Here is a 25,772-nt window from a genome sequence, read left to right as displayed (position 1 = left end):
CGTTGCCGGCGCAGCACCAGTTGCCGGGGCTGCCGGAGCGGATGCGCCGGAACCGGACGGAACGCCGTTGCCTGCCGGAGCGGGAGCGGGTGCCGGACCGAGCTGGTCGAGAATGCCGCCGCCGGTGCCCTGCTGGCTCTGCGGGATGCGGTTCAGGATGTCGCTCGGGCGGGATTCGTAGCGCGCCAGGATGCCGAGCGCCAGCGAGGTGATGAAGAACAGCGTCGCGAGGATGGCGGTCGTGCGGGTCAGCGCATTGGCGGTGCCGCGTGCCGACATGAAGCCGGAGCCGCCGCCGATGCCAAGCCCGCCGCCTTCGGAGCGCTGGATCAGCACGACGCCGACGAGCGCCAGCACGATCATGAGATGAATGACAATCAGAACGGTCTGCATGAATTAAAGATCCCTGCCCCTCGACGAGGCAATAGAAGAAGATTGGCGGCTCTTTACATGAGGCCTGCGCGCATTCCAAGCCCTTATCAAAAGCTTTAGGCCGTCAGTCCCTCATAGACCCGATAGATGGCGAGAAAATCTTCCGCTTTCAAGCTCGCGCCGCCGATCAGTGCGCCGTCGACATTCTCGACGCCCATCAACTCCCGGGCATTGCCCGGCTTGACCGAACCGCCATAGAGAATGCGCATCAGCCTGCCTTCTTCGCCGAACCGCTGGACGAGTTCTGCCCGCATGAAGGCATGGGCGATTTCGATGTCCTTGACGGTCGGCGTCAGTCCGGTGCCGATCGCCCAGATCGGTTCATAGGCGACAACAGTGTTGACGGCGTTTGCCGATTGGGGCAACGAGCCGAAAATCTGACGTTTCAGGATATCAAGGGTCTGGTATGCGTCGCGTTCGTCGCCGGTTTCGCCAATGCAGATGATCGCCGTCAGGTCGGCGGCATAGGCCGCCTCCGCCTTGGCCCGGACCAGATGATCGGTTTCCGCGTGGTCGGCACGGCGCTCGGAATGTCCGACGATCACATAGGTGCCGAAGCAGTCGGCGATCATCTCCGCGGAAATATCGCCCGTATGGGCGCCGCCGAGGTTCTGATGGCAATCTTGGCCGCCGATCTCGAGCGGGCTGTCGGTCGCCAGGGCGGTTGCGACATACAGCAGCGTTGCCGGCGGGCAGATCAGCGTATCGACCTTTTCCGACAACGGTCCAATCACGCCGTCGGCAATCGTCTTGATTTCAGTCAGGAACTCGCGGGTGCCGTTCATCTTCCAATTTCCGGCAACGAGCGGGCGCACATCAGGCGTCATCGGCAAATATTTCCTCTCCGTTCGGTTCCGACGAGCAAAACCGAAGCCTCCATGTATCAGAAACGTGTTTTTAGCCTATCCTGCATGAATTGGTATGCAAAAGACAGATTTTGGTTCAAGTCTTTGGTTAACGACCGGCGCTCAGTGGCTGGTCAGCAGAAAATTCAGGACCTTTCGCCAATCGACCATCCGGATCGGCGTGCCGTGGCTGCCGGTCGCAAACAGCGTGAACCGGGTCGGGTAACGCGCTGTCTTCAGTTTGCGATAGACCGCTTCCTGATCCTCGGACTTGTAGACGCTGTCGCTGCCGCCATGCGCGAAATAAATGGGCAGCTTGCGCTTTGCCAGAAGCGATTTCGGCAATTCCGGGTCCGGCGGGCCGCCGAGCAGTGCCACGCCCTTCAGATACCGCACCGCCTGTTTGTCGCGGCTGATGCCCTGGCATATGAACCCGCCCATCGACGCGCAGGCGAGGATCACCGGCCGCCCGGCCGACTGGTCGAACGCGTAGCGGATCAGCGCCGCGATATCGGCGACGCCATTGTCGTCGAACGAGGTGACGCTCGGCGAATAATAGGTGCCGCCATTGCCGGTGGCGAGGTTCTTCAGGCGGTTGAAATTGCCGCCGAACGTATAGTCGTTAACACCGAGCCGACGGTCGCCGCCGCGGCCGTGGACGAAGATCACGGTGAAAGCGGCTCCGTCCGCCTGTCCCACCCTGGTGACATCGAGCCGGCGCCCGGCCAGGTTCAGCGTCTCGTTCTGTTGATAGCGCCTGACACCCGGGGAAACATAGTCGTCCTTCACGCGCCGTTCCGGCTCGCGGTCGCGGCCGTTGATGTCGCGCATTTCCTGGTAGTCTATTACCTCGTATGCGCCGCCGTCGGAGGATCGCAACACCTTCATCTGGGAAAAAAGTTCATCCTTGAAAGGCTTTATCGGCCCCTCCTGCGCCCCTGCCGGCGCGGCGGCAAGGGTTGCCAGCACAGCAAGAAACGTGCCGAAAACGAAATGAACTGTGGACATGCTTTGTTTCATCCGGTTCCTTCAGCCTCGCAAGCTTGCCATGGCCCGATCGGCACAGCATTGGTGAAAAACGACCGTTTCCATGCGGCATCGCGAAAAAGCCGGGTTTCTGGCAGAATCGCGAGTGATTCGAAACAGCACGAGATGGGTATGGCTTCCTCTTCCGCACCCCGACAGGTAGTACCGACGCAGCCAATGGATGACAATAATGACCTTTTTGCCGATTTGCCGGTGACAGCCAAGGCAGTTGCCGTCGAACCCACGCACGCCGTCAAGGCCGAGCCCTCGACACCGCGCCCGGCGCCGACCACCCTGTCCGGCGACGACTACGGCGCCTCCTCCATCCGTGTGCTTGAGGGCCTGGAACCGGTGCGCATGCGTCCGGGCATGTATATCGGCGGCACCGACGAAAAGGCGATGCACCACCTTTTCGCCGAAGTCATCGACAATTCGATGGACGAAGCGGTTGCAGGCCATGCGGACTTCATCGACGTGCATCTCGACGCCGAGGGTTTCCTGACGGTCACCGACAACGGCCGCGGCATCCCGGTCGAGAATCATCCCCAGGTTCCGGGCAAGTCGACGCTCGAAGTGATCATGACCAAGCTGCATGCGGGCGGTAAGTTCGACGGCAAGGCCTATGAGACGTCGGGCGGTCTGCACGGCGTCGGCGTTTCCGTGGTCAACGCGCTGTCCGACCTTCTCGAAGTAGAAGTCGCCCGCAATCGCAAACTCTACCGCCAGCGCTTTTCGCGCGGCGTGCCGCAGGGCGGCCTCGAGGAACTCGGCGATGTCCATAACCGCCGCGGCACCAGGGTGCGCTTCCACCCAGACCCGCAGATTTTCGGCGACCACGCGAAATTCGATGCCGGCCGCATCTTCCGGATGGCGCGCTCCAAGGCTTATCTGTTCGGCGGCGTCGAAATCCGCTGGAGCTGCGATCCGGGCATGGTGGCCGCCGGCGGCGACATCCCCGAAAAGGCGGTCTTCCACTTCCCCGGCGGCCTGAAGGACTATCTTTCCGCCACCCTCGGCAAGGACTTTACCGTCACCCGCGAAATCTTTGCCGGCCGCACCAAAAAGACCGGCGGCCACGGCGCGATGGAATGGGCGATCACCTGGTATGGTGGCGATCCCGAACTGCATTCCTATTGCAACACCATCCCGACCCCCGAAGGCGGCACGCATGAGGCGGGTCTGCGCATCGCGCTCACCAAGGGCCTCAAGAACTATGCGGATCTGACCCAGAACAAGCGCGCAAAGGAAATCACCACCGACGACGTGATGATCTCGGCGGTCGGCATGCTTTCGGTCTTCATCCGCGAGCCGGAATTCGTCGGCCAGACCAAGGATAAGCTCGCAACCGTCGAAGCCCAGCGCATCGTCGAAAACATCCTGCGCGACCCTTTCGACCATTATCTTGCCGGCAACCCTGCCGAGGCCGCAAAACTGCTCGAATGGGTGATCGAGCGCGCCGAAGAGCGCCTGCGCCGCCGCAAGGAAAAGGAAGTCAACCGCAAGACTGCGGTGCGCAAGCTGCGCCTGCCCGGCAAGCTCGCCGACTGCTCGCAGAACACTGCCGAAGGTGCCGAACTCTTCATCGTCGAAGGTGATTCGGCAGGAGGATCGGCCAAGCAGGGCCGCAACCGCGCCAACCAGGCCATCCTGCCCTTGCGTGGAAAGATCCTCAACGTCGGCAGTGCCAGCCGTGAAAAATTGTCGGCCAACCAGCAGATCGCCGATCTCATCCAGGCGCTCGGCTGCGGCACCCGCACCAAATACCGCGAGGAAGACCTCCGCTACGAACGCATCATCATCATGACCGATGCGGATGTCGACGGCGCCCATATCGCTTCGCTGCTGATCACCTTCTTCTATCAGGAAATGCCGGAGCTCATCCGCGGCAACCATCTTTATCTGGCGGTGCCGCCGCTCTACGTCCTGCGCCAGGGCGGCAAGACCGTCTATGCCCGCGACGATGCCCATCGGGCGGAGCTGATGGAGACGGTGTTCAAGGGCAAGAAGGTCGAGATCGGCCGCTTCAAAGGCCTTGGTGAGATGATGGCGGCGCAGCTCAAGGAAACGACGATGGATCCCGCCCATCGCACGCTGCTGCGCATCTCGATCGACGACGTGGATTTCGAAGGCACCCGCGAGGCCGTCGACAACCTGATGGGCACCAAGGCGGATGCCCGCTTCCGCTTCATCCAGGAGCGTGCCGCGTTTGCGGAAAACCTCGATATCTAAGCCGGATTTCCGGCTTGGATATCTCCGGCATCGCCACGACGGTCAGCTCCGTTCGCTGAGCACTTTGGTAACGGCGCTGATCAGTGCGGCCGCCTCATAGGGCTTGCGCACAACCGGTGCCGAGAAGCTTGCCGGAATGATCGCCTTGTCGCTGTAGCCGGTCGCGAAAATGAACGGAATATTTCGGCGGATCAGTTCCTCGGCAATCGGCAGCGATGTGCCGGAGCCGAGATTGACGTCGAGGATCGCCACATCAAACCGGATGTCCTCAAGCTTGCGGAAGGCGTCGGCAGCCGAGGGCGTCGTCGTCACTTTGTCGATGCCATGGTCGGCGAGCATTGCTTCCACGTCCGCCGCAATCAGCATCTGGTCTTCCACCAGCAGGAATTCGAGGTCCTGAAGCCGCGGAGCAACGGCGTCGTGGCTGACGACGCTGCCGCTCTCCTCGGCTTCCACGTCCGCCAACTCCTCATCGCCGTGGATATGTTTCGACGGCACCACGAAGCGCGCCCTCACCCCTTCTGGCGGATATTCGATCTTTGCCTCGCCCTCGAGCTCGTAGGGCACGCTGCGGGTGATCAGGACGCTGCCGAACCCGGCCCGGAACGGGGGGCTTACCAACGGTCCGCCATTTTCGGTCCAGACAAGCTCGCAATCGTTGTTGGCAAGCCGCCGCCACTCGATATCCAGCCGCCCGCCGTTGACGGAGAGCGAGCCGTATTTGGCCGCATTGGTCGACATCTCGTGCAATACCAGCGCCATGACCGAAAACGCACGGCTGTCGAGCCAGACGCGCGGCCCCTTGAGTGTGACGCTGCGCGTTCCCTCGCTATAAGGCTTCAGCTCCGCTTCGAGAAGATCGGACAGCCCGCCACCGTCGCCGCCGCGCACCACCTGGTCGTGGGCAAAGGCGAGTGCCTGGATGCGTCCCTTGAGCGAGCCGATATAATCCTTGAGGCTGACTTCGGCATCAACCGAATGCCCGACCAGCGCCTTGATCACCGAAAGGATGTTCTTGACCCGGTGGTTGAGCTCCTCGTTCAACATCCGCTGACGTACGTCCGCCTTGCCGCGCTCGTCGGCCAGCAGTTCGTTGTGGTGGAGAACCACCTCGACCAGCACGGCCCGGATCGCATCCGCGATCTCGCGGTCGCTGTCGCTCCAGGGCTGGGCTTGCCGATGCACCATCTCCCGCCAGATCGCGAAACTTTTGCGGGGTGTCAGGCGGTCTCCGAGGGGGCCTGTTTCATAGGATTTCTCAGGATTGCCGGCCCAATTGAGCGTCTCCACCATTTCGCGGCGGAAGAAGAACAGGTAGTCGCGAGGTCGCTGCGAAAGCGGGATGGCCAGCACACCGCAGACCATGTCGGGAGAGATGCGAATTTCCGGAAGATCCGTGGAGAGCTGAAAGCTGGACCAGATCTTGCCGCCTGCAACGCCGCCGACAAACTCGGCAAGCTCGGCAATCCGGTCCTGCGGTGGCACGGCACCTTCCCCGGTCAACACGCCCCCGAGCCACAGGCCTATGCCATCACAGGCCAGCATCTGGCCGAACTCTGCGAGCGAACTGCGCAGCAGCGCGGTAATATCCGCATGATGGGAGGCAGCCTGCAGAAAACGGTCGAGCGACCGCCGTGCCTGACCGGCGGTCTCCATGAGCTGTCGCTGTCTCAATGCACTCAGGTGCAGCGAGAAGAACTCTCCAAAGGTCTCCGCCGCCACACGCTGCGGCATCGAGAGTATTTTCGGAGAATAGTGGTGGCAGGCGATCAGGCCCCACAGCTCGTTATCCACCACGACGGAGATCGACATCGACGCGGCGACCCCCATGTTGCGCAGATACTCGCAATGGATCGGCGAAACGCTGCGCAAATGTGCGAAAGACAGATCGAGCGCCTCGCCTGTCTCGTCGGTCTCCGGCACGATCGGGATGCGCGGATTGCTGGCGTCGGAGATCACCCGGATAGTGTTCTTCACATAAAGCGCCCGGGCCTGTTTCGGAATGTCGCCCGCCGGGAAATATTGGCCCTTGAAGCTTTCGAGGTCGCGTCTCTTGTATTCGCTGACGACCTTTCCGGCACCATCCTCTTCGAAACGATAGATCATCACCCGGTCGTAGCCGAGCATGGCATAGATCAGCCGCACCGAGCTTTCGATCAGCCGGTCGAGGCTGGCGACGTTGCGGATGCGGCTGATCAGCATGCGCGCCACTTCGAGCGGCTGGTCGGAATCGGTCGAGGCCGGTTCGAACTCCAGGATCACCTTGGACTCGAAACGATGGATCGAAACGTCGAAAGCGGCACCCGAGGCAAACTTCAGCCCATGCCGAAGCGCCGGCCGCGCCGGATTGTCGGACGTGGCGAGCGCATTGCGCAATGTGTGGGCCGCCTCCCCGCCGACGATATCCTCCAGCCGCTGCCCGTTGATCTCTCCCGTGATCGCAAGCATGTCCGCCACGTTGGCTGAGTGCTGCATGACGACGGATCCGGCGGCATCGCAGGCGATAAGGCATCCATGAGGTTGAATGCTGCCGGGGATATGGATCGGCTCTCGGTCGCAATTGGTAAGATCGACCGTATCCCTGTAAGGCATATTACAAGTCCCTGAAGGCAGTCCGGCCAATAGATGGGACAGCAGACGCTTCGGCATTCCATCGAGGCTGGGAAAACTTCATCAAGAAGGTTTGTTCCGTACTTCCGGCTTTGTCGGAAGTGATTTCATATTTCTATCGCATCTGCCGTCTAGGGCAAGGAGTAAGCTTCCTTTTAATGGATGACGCATTAGTCTTGTACCAGGCAGCCTCATAAGCCATATGATGGTGAAAATGAAAAAAAGGAAATGCGGTGAGCGGAAATAACGATCGCAAAGGCCCGAAAGAGCCACGTTGGCTTGGGCCAGTTGCACCGAGCAGGGTCGCGCTGATCCCGCCGATCTCGGCTGCTCGCTGGCTTCTCGTGCTCGTCGCCGCCGCAGGCATCTATTTCTTCCACGGCTTCCTGGTCCCCGTTCTGGCCGCCCTGGTAATCGGCTTTGCAAGCTGGCCGCTCTACCGCGAGCTCTTGCGCCGTACAGGTGGCAACACGACGATCGCCGCCTCGCTCGCCATTATCTTCATCCTGGCCTTCCTCATCGTGCCGATCGGCATCGCCATCTCCTACACGATCGGCGAAGTGCGCCAGTGGATCATCTGGGCCGCCGAAGTGAACCGTTTCGGCGCGCCGCCCCCTGCCTGGATCACCGGCCTTCCCTGGGTCGGCGAATGGCTTGGCATTCAGTGGGTCCAGCATGTCGGCTCGCCCGGTGCGGTCGGCGAACTGATCCAGATCGTCTCGGGCGCCAATATCGGTAATATCTACCGGGCCATCGTAGCCGCCGGCGACGGCGCTTTCCATCTGGTCCTGACACTGCTTTTCATGCTGATCGCGCTGTTCTTCGTCTATCGCGACGGCGGTTCCTTCAGCGAGCAGATCGATCTTCTCGGCGAGCGCATCCTGCCGACCCGCTGGGAGCGTATCTCGCGCGTCGTTCCAAGGACAATCAGCTCCACCGTGACCGGCCAGACGCTGATTGCGATCGGCGAAGGCATCGTGCTCGGCATCGCCTACTGGATCGCGGGCGTCCCCTCGCCCGTCACGCTCGGCGTTTTGACCGGCCTGATGGCGCTTATCCCGGGCGGCGCGCCGCTGTCGTTCTCGCTGATATCGTTCTATCTGGTCGCCAATGGCGCCTACTTCGCCGGCGGCGGTCTTTTCCTCTGGGGCACGGTCGAACTCTTCATCGTCGATAAAACGCTGCGGCCTCGCCTGGTCGGCGGCCCGATCAAGCTTCCCTTCCTGCCGACATTCTTCGGTCTCGTCGGCGGCGTCAGCACCATGGGCTTCCTCGGCCTGTTCATCGGCCCGGTCCTGATGGCGCTGCTCGTGTCGATCTGGCGCGAATGGATCCGCGAAGTGAAGATGGCCGAAGTGACCGAGGCTGAAACCGTCGAGATGCCCAAGGGGCCGGCGACATCTCCGGAGCTTCCCCCAGATCTTCCCGTCGTTAGGAAAGTCTCTTCTCCATGAAGATGCTGAGCGGATCGGTCCGGTAATCTCCGAACGGCCCGATATGGCGGATCCGTTGAAGTTGCCTTGGTCGGGCCAAGATTGCTCGCTTTAAGTCGCTCACCATATTTCGGGGAACGCCATGAATTCCGCACTGATTGTCATGACCATTCTCGGCTGCAACGACGCCGGGACGGACTGCCATTATATCGCGACCGCAGAAAACCGCTGGCCGAGCATCGAGATGTGCAATTCGGTATCGGAACAACAGCTCTCCGGTTATGCCAACCAGGCCTACCCGATGCTCATCGCCGTCTGCCAGAAACCGGAAGCGACGGAGATCGCCAAGGCGCCGGTGCCGCAGTCGCGACCGGAGACGGCGATGCCCGCACCATCGGCAGAGCCAGCCGCGACGCCAGCTCCGGAGCCGGTGACGCAACAGGAGAAGGAAACGCTTGCGGGTCGCGCCATCCAGCGGGTCAAGACCGTATTGCCGACCACTGAAGGCGTGAAAACGCTGATGACCAGTCCGGTACGGCTGGTCGAGAATGGCTATTCCTGGGTTGCCAAGAAATTCCGGTAAGCAGGCGGTTACGCCGCCAGCGACACGCCGTTGGCATAAGACCGCGCACTGAGCCGGACCTCCAGCCTATGCAGCTTCTCGATCATGTCGAGAAGTTCGCTGACCGGCGAAAGCTGCATGTTCGGCCGCTGGAACTTTTCGAGCAACATGCCGGCGATATTGTCGAGCGCGCCGGTTGCCGCCGCCTTGCGCCAGAGGAAGACCGCTTCGACGAAGACGGCTGCGATATCCCGCCCGAGGCCCGAAGCTTCGAAAAGCGCCCGCACCGCATGCATGCGGCCGGTCGCGAGTATCGCTCTCACGCGGCGGTCGTCGAGCCCGGAGAGCGAGACCATTGCGCCGGCGAAGAAATCGACCTTGCCGCTGCAGAGCGCGTGGATCAGGAAGGCAGGCGTCAGCCGTCCGGCCGTGCGCAAATGTTCGACCAGGCCGGGGATTTCTTCCTGCAGCACGGTGCCGGCAATGGCGACGGCCGCAGCCTCGCCTGCTTCTCGGGTCATGTGCTCGATCCGGGCCGGCGCCATGATGGTTCGCACCAGTCCGGAGCCGGCAAGTGCCGCGGTAATGTGGTTGACGAGCATGTGGCGGGCATCCGCCGGCAGCGCATCGCGTTCCAGCAGCAGGTTGCGGATCTGGCAGCACTGCCCGAACCGTTCCGCGATCCGCCTGAGCGAAATCCGGGTGATCGAAGCGGTCTCGTTTTCCAGCAGAAGGGTGACTTCGCATTCGTCGCCGATCTCGGCGATCGCGGCGGCGATCCCGCGCGAAAGGTTCGGCCTTGCGGCGATCATCGCACGGGTCAGGCTGTCGCTGCGCCCGGCAAGATCGACGAGATCGCTTTCGGTAAGGACGGGCGAACAGGCGATGACCGTACAGGCGATCTCCGGCTGATCCTCGGCAAGGCAGACGATGACGGCACGCGGCGCATCGGGGGAGCCCGCCAGAGCCTCCGCAAGCGCCAGGCGCACGTGCGGCGACGGGTCGTCGAGCAGATAGGTCATCGCAAGGGCTGCGGCGCGACGCTGATCGCTGCCCATTGGCGAGTGGAGATAGGCCCGGCCGAGAGCATTGGCCGCCTTTGCCCTCTCGCCCGTTCTTGCTGTTTCAGCCCAACGAAGAAATGCCTGTACGATCACACTCGGCCTCGACTACACATGCCAGTTCGGATCCGGCTGGCTTGATAAGTCACGCTAGTGGCAAAAAGTTTAAGATTGGTTCACCACGTTCCTTAACCATGGCGAAGTCCTTGAAAATACGCTCCTGGCTTGTCGTCGACCCCTCCGCGGAGGCCGCAACCGTCCGTTCGGCAGGTGCGGACGCGATCGTTGTCGACCTGACCGCCCCGCCTGAGTCGTGGGATGCTGTGACAAGTCCGGAGCGCCAATGGATTGACTTGGCACGGGCCGGACAGCTTGCGTTCCGTCTGCCGGCTTTCTCTTCTGGAAGAACGGACGCCGCCGTCACGCTCGCCAGCCAGTGTCGCACCGCCTCAGTAATCCTGTCTGGCGCCCGCGGCGGGGCCGAAGTCCAGAGGCTCGACATGGTTCTGCGCGTGGCGGAAATCCGCGCAGGACTGGCGCCGGGCAGGACGCAGATCGTCGCGCTTGCCGATGCCGCCGGCATCCTTGCCGCTTCCAGCTTCGAGCGCTGCAGCCGCCGCCTGGTAGCCCTTGGCTGGGAAGGCGGCTATGATCCCTTTTCCGATACTTCGCGTATCGCGGCAGCGACCATCGCGCTTGCCGCCGCCGCCGCCGGCATATTGGCGGTCGATGCCGTCTCGTCGGCCGGGGACGCGGCTGCCTTCCTGTCCGAATGCGAAAGAGCAAAGGCGAACGGCTTCTCCGCCAAGCTCTGCCGCAGCCCTGATCAAGTTGCGATCGTCAATCGGATTTTCAGCGTCTAGGCTCGGCGCCTGCCGGCCGGATCATTTCGAACACGTCCGCGCCGCCGTCGGCAAAATCACGATAACCCATGCGGGCGATCGGCCGGGCAAGTCCCATGTCGATCCGTCCGCCCCGCAGGATCTCCTCGCTGATATGGATGCCGACCACCTGGCCGAAAACCATGTAGGCCTCGGCGCCCTGGCCGTCCAACCCCACCGGCTGGATCACCTGCGTGACGCGGCATTCCAGCACCGTATAGGCTTCCGCGACGTAAGGCGCATCGACGAGTTCCGCCATCTTGGCGGTCAGCCCCGCCACCTCGAATTCGCTGACGCCGTAAGGCACCGCTTCCGACGAGGCGTTCATCTTCTCCGCCAGATGTCGGCTTGCGAGGCTCGCGGTGAAGACACCGGTTTCCTCGGCGTTCTTCAGGCTGTGCTTTCGGCCGCTGGAGGAAAACATCACCAGTTTTGGGCTGTCGGAAATGGCGTTGAAGAAGGAGTAGGGTGACAGGTTCATCGATCCGTCCCTGCCCTTCGTACCGATCCAGCCGATCGGGCGGGGCGCGACGATCGCCTTGAAAGGGTCGTGCTTCAGTCCATGCTGGTTGGTATCGGTCGTGTAGAACATCGAAAACCCTATTCGCCGGCGTAGGTGACGATCTGCGACAGTTCCGGCCGCGGGCGGTCCGGCGTCGCAAAATCGCTCGAGCCGATATGGATGAAGCCGGCGACCTTTTCGCCCGGTTTCAACCCAAGGAGCGCCAGCGCCTCGTCGTCATAGGCGATCCATTCGGTACGCCAGTTGGCGACATAGCCATGCGCGTTTGCGGCGATCAGCATGTTGAAGCAGACGGCGCCGGCAGAAAGCACCTGTTCCCATTCGGGGATCTTTGGATGCGGTGCCGCGGTGCTGACGACGGCGACGACCAGCGGCGCGCGGGTGAAGCGCGCCAGTTCCGCCTCTCTGGCGGCATCGGTCATCTCGGGCATCTTCTTGAGCGACAGGGCGAGGAACTGTTCGCCGAGCCTGCTGCGCACGTCGCCGCGATAGACGATGACGCGCCAGGGCGCGAGCTTGCCATGATCCGGAACGCGGGTGGCCAAGGTTAGAATCGCCTCCAATTCCTCCCGCGACGGGCCCGGCTCCTTGAACTGTGCTACTGGCGTGGAATGCCTTTCGCGCAGAAAATCGATGAGTTTAACGTCATTTTGCATGGTCAAAGCTTTCATTTGGAGCTGGCGCGGTGGGAAGGTCTTGAAATTGCCTTGTCATTGGTCTCAAGTGCCGTCTCGGAAAACAAGAGTCAACCGGTAGACAACAGATGGCAGGCACTTCCCTTGCGGCACGCTGGTTCCTCGCCGGAGCGATGGCTCTCGGCCCGGCTTTCGGCGCATTCGCTCAGGAAGACGCCTTCAAGAATTTCCGCACGCCGGACAGCACCGGCAAGATGCCGAAGCTCAACGCTTTCTCGGCTCTGCCGGGCGGTCCGTCTGGTATTCTCTCAAAAGACGTGCAGTTCGATGCCAAGCTGACGTCCGACGGCCAGCCGATGCAGGAAGGCCTGACCTGGCGCGTTTTCAGCCCGATCGCCGGTGACGACGGCAAATTGCCGCTGGTGGCCAGTTCCGAAGGCGGCTCCGCGTCGTTTCAGCTTGCCCCCGGCGACTATTTCGTCAATTGCGCCTTCGGCCGCGCCGGGGTTACCAAGAAACTGAAAGTCCCCGAAAACGGCAACGTGCCGAAACAGACTCTGGTGCTCGACGCCGGCGGTTTTGTTCTCAATGCGGTTGCCGGTACCGACCAGCGCATCCCGCCGAAGGAACTGAGCTTTTCGGTCTATTCTGCCGAAGTGCGCGACAATGGCGACCGGGCGCTGGTGATGTCGGACGTCAAGCCGAATACGGTCGTGCGTCTGAATGCCGGCACCTATCACGTCGTCTCGGAATATGGGGACGTCAATGCAGTGGTTCGGGCCGACATCCAGGTGGAAGCCGGCAAGCTCACCCAGGCGGTACTGCAGCACCGCGCCGCGCAGATCACCCTGAAGCTCGTTTCTCAAAAAGGCGGTGAAGCGATCGCCGATACGGCCTGGTCGGTACTGACCGCCGCCGGCGACGTCGTCAACGAAAGCGTCAGCGCTTTTTCCATGATGGTCTTGTCGGAAGGCGAATATCTCGCCGTCGCCCGCAACAAGACCAAGATCTATCAGCGCTCGTTCACCGTCAAAGCCGGACGAAACACCGAGGTCGAAGTGCTGATGCGCGATACGCCTCAGGTGGCCGGCGGGGTCACCGGCGACCGGAATTGACAGGTCCAGGCAGGTTTTGCCGGACCTTCGTCAGCCGGACAGATAGTCTTCCAGAAGTCCCGTCTCGATATAGTCGAGTTCTGACAGCACCCGCCGTTCGGCAAGCGCTGTCATTATCGGTTAGGCCGCGGCCTTCTTCTTGTTCTTCGCTTCAAGACGGCGCAACACATCAGGTGGCGTCGCTTCGAGGGTCAGCGAAGAGATCGCTTCGTCGAGCGTCATCGAGGTCTGCGCCTGCGAACCCAGTCGGCGGATGTTCACCGAACGCTCCTCGGCTTCCTTTTTGCCGCAGACGATGATCACCGGCACCTTGGTAACCGAGTGCTCGCGGATCTTGTAGTTGATCTTCTCGTTGCGGAAATCGGTCTCGACGACCATTCCCGCCTCGCGCAGAGCTTCTGCGACTTCACGGCCGTAATCGTCCGCGTCCGAGGTGATCGTCGCCACCACCACCTGCATCGGCGCGAACCAGAGCGGCATGTGGCCGGCAAAGTTCTCGATCAGGATGCCGAGGAAGCGTTCCATCGAACCGCAGATGGCGCGATGGATCATCACCGGCTGGGTTTTTTCCGAGTTCTGGTCAATATAGAAGGCGCCGAACCGTTCCGGCAGGTTGAAGTCCACCTGCGTCGTGCCGCACTGCCATTCGCGGCCGATCGCGTCTTTTAGCGTATATTCGAACTTCGGACCATAGAACGCGCCCTCGCCCGGCAGGATACCGGTCTTGATGCGGCCTTCCGACTGCGCCTCGATCGTCTTCAGGACATCGAGCATGACGGATTCGGCACGATCCCAAAGCGCATCGGTGCCGACGCGCTTGTCCGGCCGGGTCGATAGCTTGACCACGACTTCCTTGAAGCCGAAATCCTCGTAGACCGACAGGATCAGGTCGTTGATCCGCAGGCATTCGGCGGCCATCTGCTCGTCTGTGCAGAAGACATGCGCATCGTCCTGGGTGAAGCCGCGCACGCGCATCAGCCCGTGCAAGGCGCCGGATGCTTCATAGCGATGCACGAGGCCGAATTCTGCAAGCCGAATTGGCAGTTCGCGGTAAGACTTCAGACCATGCTTGAAGATCTGCACGTGTCCCGGGCAGTTCATCGGTTTCAGCGCGAAAATGCGGTTGTCCGCTTCCTTGTCTTCCGGATGGGTGAAGGCATAGGCAGACTTCACCGCGAACATGTTCTCCTGGTACCAGCCCCAGTGGCCCGACGTCTCCCACAGTGAGGCATCGAGAACCTGCGGCGCGTTGACTTCCTCATAGGTGCCGGCGAGCCGGCGGCGCATATAGGCGGTCAGCGTCTGGAACATGCGCCAGCCCTTGCCGTGCCAGAACACCACGCCCGGACCTTCTTCCTGGAAATGGAAGAGGTCCATTTCACGGCCGAGCTTGCGGTGGTCGCGCTTTTCGGCTTCCGCCAGCACGTGCAGGTACTGGTCGAGTTCTTCCTGCGTCGCCCAGGCGGTGCCGTAGATGCGGGTCAGCATGGCGTTGTTCGAATCGCCGCGCCAATAGGCACCGGCAACCTTCATCAGCTTGAAGGCCGTGCCGATCTGGCCGGTCGAGGCCATATGCGGACCTCGGCAGAGGTCGAACCAGTCGCCTTGATAATAGATCTTGAGATCCTGGTCTTCCGGGATCGCATCGATCAGCTCGACCTTGTAGCCTTCGCCCTTGGCTGCGAAGACTTCGCGGGCCTTCTCGCGAGACCAGACCTGCTTGGTGAACGGTTTGTTGCGGCCGATGATTTCCTTCATCTTCGCCTCGATCTTCGGCAGATCGTCGGGCGTGAAAGGCGCGTTGCGGGCGAAATCGTAATAGAATCCGTTCTCGATCACCGGGCCGATGGTGACTTGCGTGCCGGGCCAAAGCTCCTGTACGGCCTCCGCCATCACGTGGGCGGCGTCGTGGCGGATAAGTTCCAGCGCTCGGGCGTCGGTGCGGGTGACGATCTCGATCTTTCCGTCGGTCACCGGCTCGGCAAGGTCCTGCACGGTGCCATTGATGGTGACGGCGACAGCCTTCTTGACGAGCGACTTGGAAATGCTCTCGGCAACGTCACGGCCGGTCGTTCCGGCGTCGAAAACGCGGACGGAGCCATCGGGAAATGTAAGGGAAACGGATTGGGACATGTCTCTCTCCTGTCCAGTCCCGCCAACGAATGCGGGTGGTGTTGGAATAAATGGCGGTTCGCCCTTGGGGCGCAGCCGGCGTGGCTGATAAATGCTTTTGGCGTTTTAGTAAAGGCGAGCGGCTGCTCAGCCGATCATTTCGGCAATCCCGGCGACCGTGTTGGCATTGCGGATCGTGCCGATGCCAAGCTTCCTGGTGGTCATCGCCGAAAGCAGCCGCGTCTCGCTGGCCTTGCCGCCGAAATCGACCCAGAGATTGCCGTCGACGATGGAAATCTTCTCCTCGCCGCGGTGGCGCTCGAGCAGGTTGAGGACGCTTTCGTCGAGCGGGTGTCGCATCACCCGCACGCCGACCTCGGAACCCTCCCTCGATGGAAAGGGATTGCCGACGGCAAGCTTCAGCCAGCCTGCACCGGTCCTGGCGATGATATCGACATGTTTGCCGAACCGCCTCTTGAAGGCGGTCTCCAGTCTCTGCTCGATGTCGCCGATCGATGACCTGCCGGTTTCGAAGACGAGATTGCCGGTCGAAACCAGGGTCCGGCAATTCCGGTAGCCGAGATCCTCCGCCATGGCGCGGAGGTCGGCCATCACGACCCGCTTGCCGCCGCCGAGAACGATGCTGTGAAGCAGCGCGATATAGGTGATCATCGGTTCCTCATCGAGGCGATGCCGGTTTGGCATAGCGACGCCAGTATCGCCACGGCATCCACCAGTGCTGCCGCATTTCGAGCGCTGCCGGCACAGGGTCAAGCCCGCTTGTACCCCCCGGCCCGCAGCGCCCCACCCGAAACAGCGTCATCCATCCTCCGGGCCACAGCCCATGCCGCGCCACCGCCTCATATCCATATTCCGAACAGGTCGGAATATGCCGGCAGGAATTGCCGATGAAGCCGGACAGTGTCAGCTGGTAGAAGCGGATCAGACCCATGCCGAACAGCCGGCCGGGTGTTTTCCGGAACGATCCGGACCAGTTGCGGGAGCGGCCTGCCTTCGCCTGGGGTTCGGAGTGCTGACAGTCTGGGGCGCCGCACATCAGGGGTGAACCGCGGTTGATGGCAGGACGTCACTTAGGGCGTGCCGATCCAGCCCCCCTCTGGCCTGCCGGCCATCTCCCCCTCGAGGGGGGAGATCGACTCGTGGCGCTGTTTGCACCTCATTGGAAACGGCACACGTCGCCGAGCGCGAAACATCCGAGAATAAGCGAAGACGGTCCCCCATCCGATCTCCCCCCTTGAGGGGGAGATGCCCGGTAGGGCAGAGGGGGGTATCCTGGGACGCCATCGTCATCCGGCCGTTGCCAGCTGCTTCGCCTCGATCTGGTCGATCGCATCGACGACCGCCTCGAAGGTCAGCATGGTGGAAGGATGGCGAGCCCTGTAGTCCTTGACAGGCTTCAGGTAGCGCATTTCCTCGAACCGGCCGTCCGGCCCCTCGCCGTCTTCTTTCAGCATGGCGAGCATGTCCTGGCGCGCCTTGCGGATCTCGGCGGTTGTCGCCCCAATCACGTGCCGAGCCATGATAGAGGACGAGGCTTGGCCGAGTGCGCAGGCGCGGACCTCGTGGGCGAAATCGGTGACCCGGTCGCCGTCCATCTTCAGGTGCACCCGCACCTTCGAGCCGCACAGCTTGGAATGTTTTTCGGAACTCGCATCCGCATCGGGCAGAGTGCCGGCATGGGTGATATTGCCGGCGAATTCGAGAATCTTGCTGTTATAGATGTCGTCCATCAAGGCTCGCTTTGAGTCCGGCCGTCGCTCGTTGAACACTGTGTCACGTCAGGCGGACTACCATAAAAGGGTTCCTGCCATTATATGTGATGTCTGGGCAAGATCATCAAGAAAGGATGTTTTCACGAAATCCTACCGAAAACGGAATAGGATATCTTGTAAAAATGTTCGCCGAAGGTCAGATAACCCCGGATTGCCCAAAAATCAGCCGCCGATGCCTAGCAGCTGATCAGTCCGTGAGTAACGCCAGTCGGATGCGGCCTTGAACCGCATCAGGAGACGATAAATGGATGCCATTGTGAAGAATTTCCCGGCTTCGAAAGAGAAGCAGGTCCGCCCCTCGCAGCAGGAGGCCGAGGAAGCCGTGCGCGTTCTCTTGCGCTGGGCAGGTGACGATCCGGCCCGCGAAGGCCTGCTCGACACCCCGAAGCGCGTCGCCGCCTCCTATAGCGAGCTGTTTTCCGGTTACGAACAGTCGCCGGAAGACGTGCTTGGACGTACTTTCGAGGAAGTCTCGGGTTATGACGATATCGTGCTGGTGCGCGACATCCCGTTCTTCTCCCATTGCGAACACCATATGCTGCCGATCATCGGCAAGGCGCATGTCGCCTATCTGCCGAACGGCCGGGTCCTCGGTCTTTCGAAGATCGCCCGCGTCGTCGAAATCTTCGGTCGCCGTCTGCAGACGCAGGAAAACATGACGGCGCAGATCGCCAATGCGATCGAGGAAACTTTAAAGCCGCGTGGCGTCGCCGTGATGATCGAGGCCGAGCACCTGTGCATGGAAATGCGCGGCGTGCAGAAGCAGGGCTCGCACACGATGACGACGACGTTTACCGGCGAGTTCAAGGCGAACGCCGCCGAACAGGCCCGTTTCTTCACGCTGGCCCGCAACCGCTGATCGGCGGTTTTCCGGGCGGAGTCTCCTGATGACGCTTTCTTTCGACCAGCCTTCCGTCGACAAGACGGAACTCGAAGGCGCCGGCGCCTTCACGCCCCGCTTCGATCAGAACGGTCTCGTCACCGCCGTCGTCACCGATGTCCGTGACGGTGAGTTGCTGATGGTCGCGCATATGGATGCCGAGGCGCTGGCGCTGACGGTGGAGACCGGCATCGCCCATTATTACAGCCGTTCGCGTGCCAAAATCTGGAAGAAGGGCGAATCCTCCGGCAACCTGCAGACCGTCCACGAGCTTCGCACCGACTGTGATCAGGACGCCGTCTGGCTCAAGGTCTCGGTCGCCGGACACGACGCAACATGCCATACCGGCCGTCGCTCCTGTTTCTATCGGGTTGTTACCCAAAGTGATGGTAGGGCGGTTCTTGAAATCACCGACAATCAGCGTCATTTTGATCCAAACGTCGTCTATTCCGATCAAGGAACCATTTAGGCATTTGCCTCGTTTTTTTGCGTGTCTCGACTGAATAAACGATTTCGAAACCTGTCGATGCGTTAATCGTCAGACCGGGGTTTGTTCAGCTGTGGAGGATTTTTGTCGATGCTGAACTGGAGTTGGAACCGTCACGATCCGCTTGCGGCATCTGCCGAAGGCGACGAAACGAAAATCCTCGAACCCACCCCTCCTCCCATCGTTGAAGTCCCCAAAAAAGCAAAGCTTGCCCTCGCTCTCGGCGGCGGTGCCGCGCGCGGTTGGGCTCATATCGGCGTCCTCAGGGCTCTCGACGAGGCCGGCATCGAGGTCGGCATGATCGCCGGCACCTCGATTGGCGCCCTGGTCGGCGGATGTTACCTCGCCGGCAAGCTCGATGAACTCGAAACCTTCGCCCGCTCGCTGACCATGCGCCGCATTGCCGGCCTGCTGGATCTGACGATCGGTGGCGGCGGCCTCCTCGGCGGCATGCGGCTGACAAAGCGGATGCAGGAACATCTTGAAGGCCTGTCGATCGAGGATCTCGACCGCCCGTTTGTATCGGTTGCGACCGAACTCCATACCGGGCACGAAGTGTGGATCTCCAGTGGCTCGCTGATCACCGGGCTTCGCGCCTCCTACGCACTGCCTGGCATTTTCGAACCGGTGAAATGCAACAACCGGACGCTCGTCGACGGCGCTTTGGTCAATCCGGTGCCGACCTCCGTCTGCCGCGCCTACGAACAGCCGCTCGTGGTCGCCGTCAACCTGAACTACGAGATTTTCGGCCGCTCGGCGGTCGTCAAGCACAATGCCAGCGTCCAGCCGATCGATGACGGGCGCAAGAAACCCGAGGACATCCGTGTCGGTCTGACCGGCACCATGGTGCAGGCCTTCAACATCATCCAGGAACGCATTTCCCGCGCGCGCCTGGCGGGCGATCCTCCGGATCTGGCGCTGCATCCGCGTCTTGCCGATATCGGCCTGTCCGAATTCCACCGCGCCGGCGAAGCGATCGACCGCGGTTATACGGAGACCATGGCGCAGATCTCTGCGCTGAAGCGCATGCAGGAAGTTTTCGCCCGCTAAGCGGGGGGATGCCTCGTCACGAGGTGGTACAGCCCCGCCCTTGGGCGAGGCTTAGCCGAAAGCGGTCAGCCGGCAATATAGGCCTTGATCTGTTCGGCCTCGAGTTCGATCTCCCGAATGCGCGACTTGACCACGTCGCCGATCGAAATGATGCCAGCGAGCTTTCCGTCCTGCTCGACGGGCACGTGGCGGAAACGGCCGCTGCTCATCATCCCCATCAGTTCATCGACGGTCGTGTCATCCTTGCAGCGTTGCACCGCGGTGGTCATTGCCGACTTTACCGGTTGGTCGAGCACACTGGCGCCTTTGCCGGCGATGGCGCGCACCAGGTCGCGTTCCGTAAAGATGCCGGCGATGCGGCCTTCCATGCCGGTTACCACGACGGCACCGATCTTCTTGTCGTTGAGAATCCCGGCGACTTCGAGCAGCGTCTTGTCGGGGTCGACGGTGACTACGTCACGACCCTTTGCATCCAACATGTTCTTGACGATTATTGCCATGGCTCTCTCCTCCCAACCGGCTCGGCCTGGACGTCGCCCATTCCCGAGAAGCAAAGCGCCCGGGTGGAGGAACCGTCCCTGCACGTGCGCAGAAGTGTAGAGCGATGCCGGAAAGAGATCAAGAAAGATCAAGGTTGCGTGATGGGCATGACGCTGGGTGGCAGGGGATCGAAAAGGTCAAACAGCAGGAAACCGAACAGGAAGCCGCCGATATGCGCATCCCAGGCTATCGGTCCCATATCCGCACCGAACAACGTCACCCCGAAGGCGATCAGCAGGTTGCCGACGAACCACATGGCGGTGAAGATGACGACGGTGCGGTTGCGGAACGAGCCGAGGATAGACTGGCGCGGATAGAGATGGCCATGGGTCCGATCATAACCTCGGCGTTCCGGGAAGGCGAAGCGGCAGGCCGCTCCCATCAAAGCCGAGACGACGCCTGACGCACCGATCAGCAGCGTCTCGTCCCCCCAGTTGAGCGTTGCATGGAAGAAGGCGGCAGCCACCGCCGAGAGAACCCAGAAGATCACGTAGCGCAGAGTGCCGATCCGCCGCACCACCGGTGCCCCGAAGGCCATCAGCCACAATCCGTTGAAAAGAATATGCTCGATGCTGCCGTGCAGCAGCGAATACGTGACCGGCGTCCACGCCCAGGCAAGTCCCTGCTCGCTGAGCGGATAGACGTAGCGCAGCGGCGTAAACGCCAAGTTCACCACCATGGTGGCGCGCGTGTCCTCGTCCAGCAGATATTCCTGCACAATGTAGATGACTGCAAGCAAAGCCAGCGTCACGACGAGGCTCCGCGGAAGATTGAAGATTGGCTGCGAGCGCTCGCCGCCGTCATCCGTCTCGCGCTGCTCGTCAGCCATATCCGGCCCGTCGTTCATGCCAGTTCCTTCTGTCTTCTCGTCCCCTATCGGATGGGTCCGACAGCCATATAGGAGCGGCTGTTCAAAAGAAAGCGCGGGCAGGATCACGGTCGCGCGGGTGCCGCGATCGGTCGCAAATCCTTAACCATGACGCCCCCGCCGTGGCATGGTTTTCGCTGCGTGAGGAGGATCGGCCGTACATGAAGCGCGGCCTGTATCGAAATATGACAGGTAAGATGGATGCGCAATCAGGCAACCAGGGCAATCTTCGACTACTGGATCAATCTCAAACGCGACGGGATGGCTCCCCTCAAGACCGAGATCGACCCGACCGCTCTGCGTCATCTCCTCCCGCATCTTTTCATGGCCGCCATGGACCCGGCCGGCACGCTGGCGTTCCGCCTGGCGGGCACCCGCATCTGCGAACTGTTCGACCGTGAGTTTCGCGGCAAGCCGTTCGCGGACGTCTGGCAGGAGACCGATCACCGGCAGCTGGTGGAGATCGCCCACGGCGTCATTCACTCCCAGCAGCCGGCACTCCTGGATGTCCTTGCCTCGAATGGCCACATCCGCCACGCTTATGAAATGCTGCTTCTGCCAATCCGATCGGCGGAGGCGGCGCCAAGCGATCGGATTTTTGGTGCTCTCCTGCCGGTGGTTTCTCCCTACCCCGTAACGGCAACGCCGGCCATTTTTCTGACGCTCGAGAACTGGACGTTCCTGACCGGCGGCGGTTCACATTTCGGTGTGCCGGTCACGGGCGATCGCCGCAGTTTCTCCCACACACCCGGCCGCAGCCCGTCTTGAGGGAAACATCCCATCGCAGCACGCGCGGCTGACGGTCCCTGCCAAAACCTTCTGTTAACCGCGGCGCGCTAATACTCTTAACGATAGACTTAGAAGAGAAAAGCTCTCTCAAATGTATTCTTTTCAGCCATCTCATACTCCATCGACATCCAGCGTTCCCGCACAGCGTTCCTTTCAGCGCGTGTCCGTCAGTATTCCAGGACGGTTGATGCTGGCGACGCATGAGGAATTTCCTTGCGACGTCGTCGACATGTCGCCGGGCGACGTCAGCTTCGCCTGCGTCGGCCGGCCGCTCGTCGGCGAACGCGTCATCGCCTATCTCGATCATATCGGCCGTCTCGAAGGCATGGTCATCAGCCTGTCGAGCACTGGTTTCGTGATGTCGATCAACGCGACGGACCGCAAGCGCGAGAAACTGGCCGCCCAGCTTACATGGATCGCCAACAAGCACGAACTCGGCCTGCCCGAAGATCGTCGCCATGATCGCCTGGCGCCGCGCAACACCCGCTCCGAGATCACGCTCGACGACGGCCGGCGTTATGCCTGTCGCATCGTGGACCTTTCGCTGTCCGGCGCGGCGATCGATATCGACATCCGCCCCGCGCTCGGCACGCCTGTCCGGCTCGGCAACATGCGCGGCCGCGTCGTACGCCACTTCATGGAAGGCGTGGCAATCGAGTTTAATTCGGTCCAATCACGCGATACGCTGACCGAATTCCTTTAAAAGGGCTCTTACGACGGCAATTCAGAAGCGCCCCATCCGGGCGCTTTTTTGTTGCGTGCCCTATCCTTTGCGTCCTGTTTCATTGCGGGACGGGCCAGGAAAAAGCCGCCTGTCTGTGCCGAAATGAACTTTCTTCAAAAAAATGTGCCCTTTCGGCACTTTTTTCCGAGCCCGAAAACCGGCCTCGATCAGCCTGATTTGGTCATGACGCAACGCAATGCGGTACCTTACCTTCCCTGTTTGCAACGGCCAATCGTCGTCATTGCGGGATTTCCGACGCTCAGTGGGCTGCTCCGCGGATTTCAAAAACTCCTTTATTCACGGATAGATAGCGGGAAAGCTCCGAGGAGCCAGGCGCTCGATAATCGGCATTTTACGAAAATTATCGGCAAATTCGGCTCGAATTTTGTGAAAGTTCGAGATGTATTTGATGTGTGTTTTAGGCGAATTGAGTTCAAATAAGATATTGATTTTACTGCGAGATTTTGCGGTCAATCAAACCCTGTCTGGCAGTGTTCTCCTCGCAACGGGGAGACATAAAAATGAAATACAGCAAGGAACTGGGCCTCGCCGCCATCACCGCCGTCATGGCGATCTTTACCGCCGGAAGTTCTTTCGGCATGCCGGCCAACACGGTGCGCGTTCTCGGCCAGGCCAATCCGCCGCTCGGCCACTATGAATTCTGCAAGACCTATGTGAGCGAATGCGCCGCGACCTACAAGGACGCCGGCCCGCTCGCACTGACCGAAGACAAGTGGCGCACGCTTCTCGACGTCAACTACACGGTCAATTCCTCGATCACGCCGATGACCGACCAGGAAATTTATGGCGTCGAAGAGCGCTGGGCCTATCCCCGCACCGTCGGCGACTGCGAAGATTTCGTGCTTCTGAAGCGCAAGATGCTGATGGCGAAAGGTTTCTCGCCGTCCGACCTGCTGATCACCGTCGTCCTGCAACCGAACGGCGAAGGTCATGCGGTGCTGACCGTCCGCACCGATCGCGGCGACTTCGTGCTCGACAACATGCGCAACAAGGTCATGATCTGGTCGGATACCGAATACACCTTCCTGAAGCGCCAAGCGAACGACGATCCCGCCCGCTGGGTCAAGCTGCAGGATGGCCGCGCCACCGCCGTCGGCTCCGTCGGCCAGTAATCTCTCCCCTACCCATCGACGAAAAAGACCACGGCGATCCGAGCCGCGGTCAATGCGCAGGACTGAAGGTGGGCGCCAAAGGGATTACTGGGAGGCTATCACCATCCCGGATCAAGCTCTATTTACGAAGCGTTAATCATAACGATCCAGACTGCTGCCAAATCGCTTGGCCGCGTTCGTATCCGCGTTCTGTCCCATTCCGGCGCTGGCGAATTCCCTCTCGAATGAGAACATGGAGCGCGCGTCATGGCAGGTCCAGCCCGGAACCTCTCGGCTGCAGAAGAAGCGCCGCTCCTATCCAACCGTTTCGTCTATCGGCTGGCGGCCGTCATCGCGATCCTTGCTCTGTTGACGGCTGCGATCAGTATCGGTGGCCATTTGTTCGGGCAGCGCATCGCGCTTGCCGGTCATACCGACCGCCGGGAAGAATTCCCGATCCAGATCGGTCAGGACAAGCTCAAGCTTCCGGCCAACACGATTCGCTTCCGCGACCAGCGTCAGGCCGGCGTTACCGAGCGCGTCGACCTCTATCTCACCTGGCCGGAACTCGAAGGTTATAGCGCAGGCCTGCGGTCGCGCTTCGATGATGTCGCCCAGTCTTCCTCGTTGATTTTCCTCCAATTATCCCAGAGCACCATGTCGCGCGACATGTCCGGCCGGCTGGAGCCGATCTATTCCAAACTGTTCGACGGCGCGCCGCAGCAGGCTGCCTTCGGACTAACCCTTCACCGGCTGCGCGCCGATTCAGGTTATGGCAGCGAGGTGGTTCTAACTGGCCAGGTCGGCGGCGCCCCGGATTACGCCGTGCGCTGCGTGCTGCCTGCCCCCGGCGACAAAGCCACCAGCGGCGACTGCCAGCGGGATATCCACATCGGACAGGACCTGACGGTGCTCTATCGCTTCTCCAGTGTGCTTTTGCGGGACTGGCAACATATTGATGCCGCAGTTCGCCTCTTTGTCGAAAACCGGCTGGCGAAATAAGCCGCCGCGGACGGGTCGGGTCGAAGCCTGGGATGATGTCTAAAATGCAGCATATCGAGGTAAGCTGCTGTTCATCATAAACCTCTTGGTAACGCTAATCCCCTAGATTGAACGGTAACGGCCGTGGCGGGGGCGCGTCCGGATATTTGACTAATGTGATGCAAGCGATGAGTGCGGCAGTGTCGAAAAAAATGATATCTGCATCCCTTTCCAAGGGTGATGCGACGGTCCCGGGACGGTTCCTCGGTTTTCTCTTCACGTTGGCTGTGGCGATTTCGATGTTTTCGACGCCGGCTGCTGCCGGTCCGAAATACGCCGGCATCGTCGTTGACGCCAAGACCGGTAAGGTTCTCTATTCCGAGGATCCGGACGGTCTGCGCTATCCCGCGTCGCTCACCAAGATGATGACGCTCTACCTCACCTTCGAAGCGCTTGAAACCGGCCGCATTAGCCTCGACACACAGGTTCCTGTCTCTGCTCACGCTGCAGCCGAGCCACCCTCGAAACTCGGTGTTCGCGCCGGCGGTTCGGTCTCGGTCGATCAGGCCATTCGCGCACTCGTCACCCGCTCCGCCAACGACATGGCCACGGCCCTCGGCGAATTCGTCGGCGGCTCCGAAGAACGCTTCGCCTCATTGATGACCAGTAAGGCGCGCGCGCTCGGCATGACCCGCACCACCTACCGCAATGCCAACGGCCTGCCGAACACCGCGCAGATGACGACGGCACGCGATCAGGCCCGGCTTGGTATGGCGCTGCGCCAGCACTTCCCGCAATATTACGGCTACTTCTCGATCCGCAGCTTCAATTTCGGCAAGCAGACGATCGGCAACCACAATCGCCTGGTCGGCAACGTCAAGGGTGTCGATGGCATCAAGACCGGTTACACCCGCGCCGCCGGCAGCAACCTTGCGACCTCGGCGCAGCTCGATGGCCGCTCGATCGTCGCCGTCGTGCTCGGCAGCCGCTCCAGCGCCGTCCGTGACGCGACGATGCGCAAGCTGGTCGCCGACTATCTCCCTGAAGCTTCCCGCGGCGGCAACAGCAGCCTGCTCGCCCAGGC

At 61.2% G+C, this 25,772-nt stretch carries 26 protein-coding genes; 13 read left to right on the top strand and 13 right to left on the bottom strand.

Annotation, left to right across the window (positions count from 1 at the left end; genetic code table 11):
* From secG to MOV63_RS26100, 3 genes are all read right to left on the bottom strand, one after another.
* Positions 1 to 393, bottom strand: a 393-nt coding sequence (secG, locus tag MOV63_RS26110; protein ID WP_247038265.1) for a preprotein translocase subunit SecG, incomplete at its 3' end; no start/stop codon positions are given.
* Between the two features lie 95 nt (positions 394 to 488).
* Positions 489 to 1,259 (bottom strand): triose-phosphate isomerase, encoded by a 771-nt coding sequence (tpiA, locus tag MOV63_RS26105; protein WP_247038262.1) that lies wholly within the window; start codon positions 1,257 to 1,259, stop codon positions 489 to 491.
* Positions 1,260 to 1,400: 141 nt separating this feature from the next.
* On the bottom strand, positions 1,401 to 2,285 hold the full coding sequence (locus tag MOV63_RS26100; protein ID WP_247038260.1) for an alpha/beta hydrolase: 885 nt from the start codon (positions 2,283 to 2,285) through the stop codon (positions 1,401 to 1,403).
* Between the two features lie 195 nt (positions 2,286 to 2,480).
* On the opposite strand from MOV63_RS26100, the gene parE reads away from it, so the two are divergent.
* A complete protein-coding gene (parE, locus tag MOV63_RS26095; protein WP_247038258.1) occupies positions 2,481 to 4,532 on the top strand; it encodes a DNA topoisomerase IV subunit B in 2,052 nt (683 codons plus the stop codon).
* A 42-nt stretch (positions 4,533 to 4,574) separates the two neighbouring features.
* Here the strand turns inward: parE and MOV63_RS26090 are convergent, their stop codons facing one another.
* Positions 4,575 to 7,124 carry an HWE histidine kinase domain-containing protein gene (locus tag MOV63_RS26090; RefSeq protein WP_247038256.1) on the bottom strand — a complete coding sequence of 850 codons (2,550 nt, stop codon included), beginning with the start codon at positions 7,122 to 7,124 and terminating at the stop codon, positions 4,575 to 4,577.
* Between the two features lie 251 nt (positions 7,125 to 7,375).
* Between MOV63_RS26090 and MOV63_RS26085 the strand changes: the two genes are divergently transcribed.
* Together MOV63_RS26085 and MOV63_RS26080 are read left to right on the top strand one after the other, a co-directional pair.
* Positions 7,376 to 8,596 carry an AI-2E family transporter gene (locus MOV63_RS26085; RefSeq protein ID WP_038543058.1) on the top strand — a complete coding sequence of 407 codons (1,221 nt, stop codon included), beginning with the start codon at positions 7,376 to 7,378 and terminating at the stop codon, positions 8,594 to 8,596.
* A 121-nt stretch (positions 8,597 to 8,717) separates the two neighbouring features.
* The gene (locus tag MOV63_RS26080; RefSeq protein ID WP_038543061.1) at positions 8,718 to 9,158 is read left to right on the top strand and encodes a hypothetical protein; all 441 of its coding nucleotides are present in this window, start codon (positions 8,718 to 8,720) and stop codon (positions 9,156 to 9,158) included.
* An 8-nt stretch (positions 9,159 to 9,166) separates the two neighbouring features.
* On the opposite strand, the gene MOV63_RS26075 is transcribed toward MOV63_RS26080, so the two are convergent.
* Positions 9,167 to 10,294 carry a DUF2336 domain-containing protein gene (locus MOV63_RS26075; RefSeq protein ID WP_247038254.1) on the bottom strand — a complete coding sequence of 376 codons (1,128 nt, stop codon included), beginning with the start codon at positions 10,292 to 10,294 and terminating at the stop codon, positions 9,167 to 9,169.
* Positions 10,295 to 10,404: 110 nt separating this feature from the next.
* On the opposite strand from MOV63_RS26075, the gene MOV63_RS26070 reads away from it, so the two are divergent.
* Positions 10,405 to 11,061 (top strand): hypothetical protein, encoded by a 657-nt coding sequence (locus tag MOV63_RS26070; RefSeq protein WP_247038252.1) that lies wholly within the window; start codon positions 10,405 to 10,407, stop codon positions 11,059 to 11,061.
* Here the strand turns inward: MOV63_RS26070 and MOV63_RS26065 are convergent.
* Complete coding sequence (locus MOV63_RS26065) at positions 11,051 to 11,671, bottom strand: flavin reductase family protein (RefSeq protein WP_247038250.1); 621 nt, start codon at positions 11,669 to 11,671, stop codon at positions 11,051 to 11,053. The two genes, MOV63_RS26070 and MOV63_RS26065, sit on opposite strands and share 11 nt — an antisense overlap.
* Before the next feature lie 8 nt (positions 11,672 to 11,679).
* Positions 11,680 to 12,258, bottom strand: a complete 579-nt coding sequence (locus MOV63_RS26060; protein WP_247038248.1) for a nitroreductase — start codon at positions 12,256 to 12,258, stop codon at positions 11,680 to 11,682.
* 107 nt (positions 12,259 to 12,365) lie between these two features.
* Between MOV63_RS26060 and MOV63_RS26055 the strand changes: the two genes are divergently transcribed.
* Positions 12,366 to 13,352: a hypothetical protein gene (locus tag MOV63_RS26055; RefSeq protein ID WP_405029385.1), complete on the top strand. Its 987-nt coding sequence runs from the start codon at positions 12,366 to 12,368 to the stop codon at positions 13,350 to 13,352.
* 120 nt (positions 13,353 to 13,472) lie between these two features.
* On the opposite strand, the gene thrS is transcribed toward MOV63_RS26055, so the two are convergent.
* The 4 genes from thrS to MOV63_RS26035 form a co-directional block, all read right to left on the bottom strand.
* Positions 13,473 to 15,485: a threonine--tRNA ligase gene (gene thrS / locus MOV63_RS26050; RefSeq protein WP_038543072.1), complete on the bottom strand. Its 2,013-nt coding sequence runs from the start codon at positions 15,483 to 15,485 to the stop codon at positions 13,473 to 13,475.
* A gap of 126 nt (positions 15,486 to 15,611) precedes the next feature.
* Positions 15,612 to 16,136, bottom strand: a complete 525-nt coding sequence (locus MOV63_RS26045) for a DUF1697 domain-containing protein (RefSeq protein WP_247038246.1) — start codon at positions 16,134 to 16,136, stop codon at positions 15,612 to 15,614.
* A gap of 7 nt (positions 16,137 to 16,143) precedes the next feature.
* On the bottom strand, positions 16,144 to 16,521 hold the full coding sequence (gene yidD / locus MOV63_RS26040) for a membrane protein insertion efficiency factor YidD (protein WP_247038244.1): 378 nt from the start codon (positions 16,519 to 16,521) through the stop codon (positions 16,144 to 16,146).
* Between the two features lie 250 nt (positions 16,522 to 16,771).
* Entirely contained in the window at positions 16,772 to 17,215 is a 444-nt protein-coding gene (locus tag MOV63_RS26035) for an iron-sulfur cluster assembly scaffold protein (protein ID WP_038543078.1), read from the bottom strand.
* A gap of 286 nt (positions 17,216 to 17,501) precedes the next feature.
* Here MOV63_RS26035 and folE point away from each other — a divergent pair, with 286 nt between their 5' ends.
* From folE to MOV63_RS26020, 3 genes are all read left to right on the top strand, one after another.
* On the top strand, positions 17,502 to 18,116 hold the full coding sequence (folE, locus tag MOV63_RS26030) for a GTP cyclohydrolase I FolE (protein WP_038543080.1): 615 nt from the start codon (positions 17,502 to 17,504) through the stop codon (positions 18,114 to 18,116).
* A 28-nt stretch (positions 18,117 to 18,144) separates the two neighbouring features.
* Positions 18,145 to 18,606: a phosphoribosyl-AMP cyclohydrolase gene (hisI, locus tag MOV63_RS26025; protein ID WP_247038242.1), complete on the top strand. Its 462-nt coding sequence runs from the start codon at positions 18,145 to 18,147 to the stop codon at positions 18,604 to 18,606.
* A 108-nt stretch (positions 18,607 to 18,714) separates the two neighbouring features.
* Positions 18,715 to 19,674, top strand: a complete 960-nt coding sequence (locus tag MOV63_RS26020; protein WP_247038240.1) for a patatin-like phospholipase family protein — start codon at positions 18,715 to 18,717, stop codon at positions 19,672 to 19,674.
* Between the two features lie 65 nt (positions 19,675 to 19,739).
* Here MOV63_RS26020 and MOV63_RS26015 read toward each other — a convergent pair whose 3' ends face one another.
* Positions 19,740 to 20,174, bottom strand: a complete 435-nt coding sequence (locus tag MOV63_RS26015; protein WP_247038238.1) for a CBS domain-containing protein — start codon at positions 20,172 to 20,174, stop codon at positions 19,740 to 19,742.
* 128 nt (positions 20,175 to 20,302) lie between these two features.
* Complete coding sequence (locus MOV63_RS26010) at positions 20,303 to 21,061, bottom strand: rhomboid family intramembrane serine protease (RefSeq protein ID WP_247038236.1); 759 nt, start codon at positions 21,059 to 21,061, stop codon at positions 20,303 to 20,305.
* A 222-nt stretch (positions 21,062 to 21,283) separates the two neighbouring features.
* Between MOV63_RS26010 and MOV63_RS26005 the strand changes: the two genes are divergently transcribed.
* From MOV63_RS26005 to MOV63_RS25985, 5 genes are all read left to right on the top strand, one after another.
* A complete protein-coding gene (locus MOV63_RS26005) occupies positions 21,284 to 21,850 on the top strand; it encodes a PAS domain-containing protein (protein ID WP_247038234.1) in 567 nt (188 codons plus the stop codon).
* Between the two features lie 112 nt (positions 21,851 to 21,962).
* Complete coding sequence (locus tag MOV63_RS26000; protein WP_038543091.1) at positions 21,963 to 22,574, top strand: PilZ domain-containing protein; 612 nt, start codon at positions 21,963 to 21,965, stop codon at positions 22,572 to 22,574.
* A 587-nt stretch (positions 22,575 to 23,161) separates the two neighbouring features.
* A complete protein-coding gene (locus tag MOV63_RS25995; protein WP_051900104.1) occupies positions 23,162 to 23,728 on the top strand; it encodes a transglutaminase-like cysteine peptidase in 567 nt (188 codons plus the stop codon).
* Positions 23,729 to 23,974: 246 nt separating this feature from the next.
* Positions 23,975 to 24,709 carry a hypothetical protein gene (locus MOV63_RS25990; protein ID WP_247038232.1) on the top strand — a complete coding sequence of 245 codons (735 nt, stop codon included), beginning with the start codon at positions 23,975 to 23,977 and terminating at the stop codon, positions 24,707 to 24,709.
* Positions 24,710 to 24,987: 278 nt separating this feature from the next.
* Positions 24,988 to 25,772 (top strand): D-alanyl-D-alanine carboxypeptidase family protein (locus MOV63_RS25985; RefSeq protein WP_247038267.1); only part of this gene is annotated, 785 nt, incomplete at its 3' end.

The organism is Neorhizobium sp. SHOUNA12A, from assembly GCF_023006505.1.
Classification (GTDB): Bacteria; Pseudomonadota; Alphaproteobacteria; order Rhizobiales; family Rhizobiaceae; genus Neorhizobium.
Note: the sequence above shows the minus strand (reverse complement) of the source record. Positions and strands in the feature narration are given on the sequence as shown.

Coding starts and splice junctions, on each gene's coding strand:
- MOV63_RS25995 (WP_051900104.1), top strand. CDS start 23,162: ATGGCGATCTTTACCGCCGGAAGTTCTTTCGGCATGCCGGCCAACACG.
- MOV63_RS26055 (WP_405029385.1), top strand. CDS start 12,366: ATGGCAGGCACTTCCCTTGCGGCACGCTGGTTCCTCGCCGGAGCGATG.
- MOV63_RS25990 (WP_247038232.1), top strand. CDS start 23,975: ATGGCAGGTCCAGCCCGGAACCTCTCGGCTGCAGAAGAAGCGCCGCTC.
- MOV63_RS26015 (WP_247038238.1), bottom strand. CDS start 20,174: ATGGCAATAATCGTCAAGAACATGTTGGATGCAAAGGGTCGTGACGTA.
- MOV63_RS26090 (WP_247038256.1), bottom strand. CDS start 7,124: ATGCCTTACAGGGATACGGTCGATCTTACCAATTGCGACCGAGAGCCG.
- folE (WP_038543080.1), top strand. CDS start 17,502: ATGGATGCCATTGTGAAGAATTTCCCGGCTTCGAAAGAGAAGCAGGTC.
- MOV63_RS26000 (WP_038543091.1), top strand. CDS start 21,963: ATGTATTCTTTTCAGCCATCTCATACTCCATCGACATCCAGCGTTCCC.
- MOV63_RS26080 (WP_038543061.1), top strand. CDS start 8,718: ATGAATTCCGCACTGATTGTCATGACCATTCTCGGCTGCAACGACGCC.
- hisI (WP_247038242.1), top strand. CDS start 18,145: ATGACGCTTTCTTTCGACCAGCCTTCCGTCGACAAGACGGAACTCGAA.
- MOV63_RS26045 (WP_247038246.1), bottom strand. CDS start 16,136: ATGATCACCTATATCGCGCTGCTTCACAGCATCGTTCTCGGCGGCGGC.
- thrS (WP_038543072.1), bottom strand. CDS start 15,485: ATGTCCCAATCCGTTTCCCTTACATTTCCCGATGGCTCCGTCCGCGTT.
- MOV63_RS26065 (WP_247038250.1), bottom strand. CDS start 11,671: ATGTTCTACACGACCGATACCAACCAGCATGGACTGAAGCACGACCCT.
- MOV63_RS26060 (WP_247038248.1), bottom strand. CDS start 12,258: ATGCAAAATGACGTTAAACTCATCGATTTTCTGCGCGAAAGGCATTCC.
- MOV63_RS26005 (WP_247038234.1), top strand. CDS start 21,284: ATGCGCAATCAGGCAACCAGGGCAATCTTCGACTACTGGATCAATCTC.
- yidD (WP_247038244.1), bottom strand. CDS start 16,521: ATGTGCGGCGCCCCAGACTGTCAGCACTCCGAACCCCAGGCGAAGGCA.
- MOV63_RS26020 (WP_247038240.1), top strand. CDS start 18,715: ATGCTGAACTGGAGTTGGAACCGTCACGATCCGCTTGCGGCATCTGCC.
- MOV63_RS26100 (WP_247038260.1), bottom strand. CDS start 2,285: ATGTCCACAGTTCATTTCGTTTTCGGCACGTTTCTTGCTGTGCTGGCA.
- tpiA (WP_247038262.1), bottom strand. CDS start 1,259: ATGACGCCTGATGTGCGCCCGCTCGTTGCCGGAAATTGGAAGATGAAC.
- MOV63_RS26010 (WP_247038236.1), bottom strand. CDS start 21,061: ATGAACGACGGGCCGGATATGGCTGACGAGCAGCGCGAGACGGATGAC.
- MOV63_RS26035 (WP_038543078.1), bottom strand. CDS start 17,215: ATGGACGACATCTATAACAGCAAGATTCTCGAATTCGCCGGCAATATC.
- parE (WP_247038258.1), top strand. CDS start 2,481: ATGGATGACAATAATGACCTTTTTGCCGATTTGCCGGTGACAGCCAAG.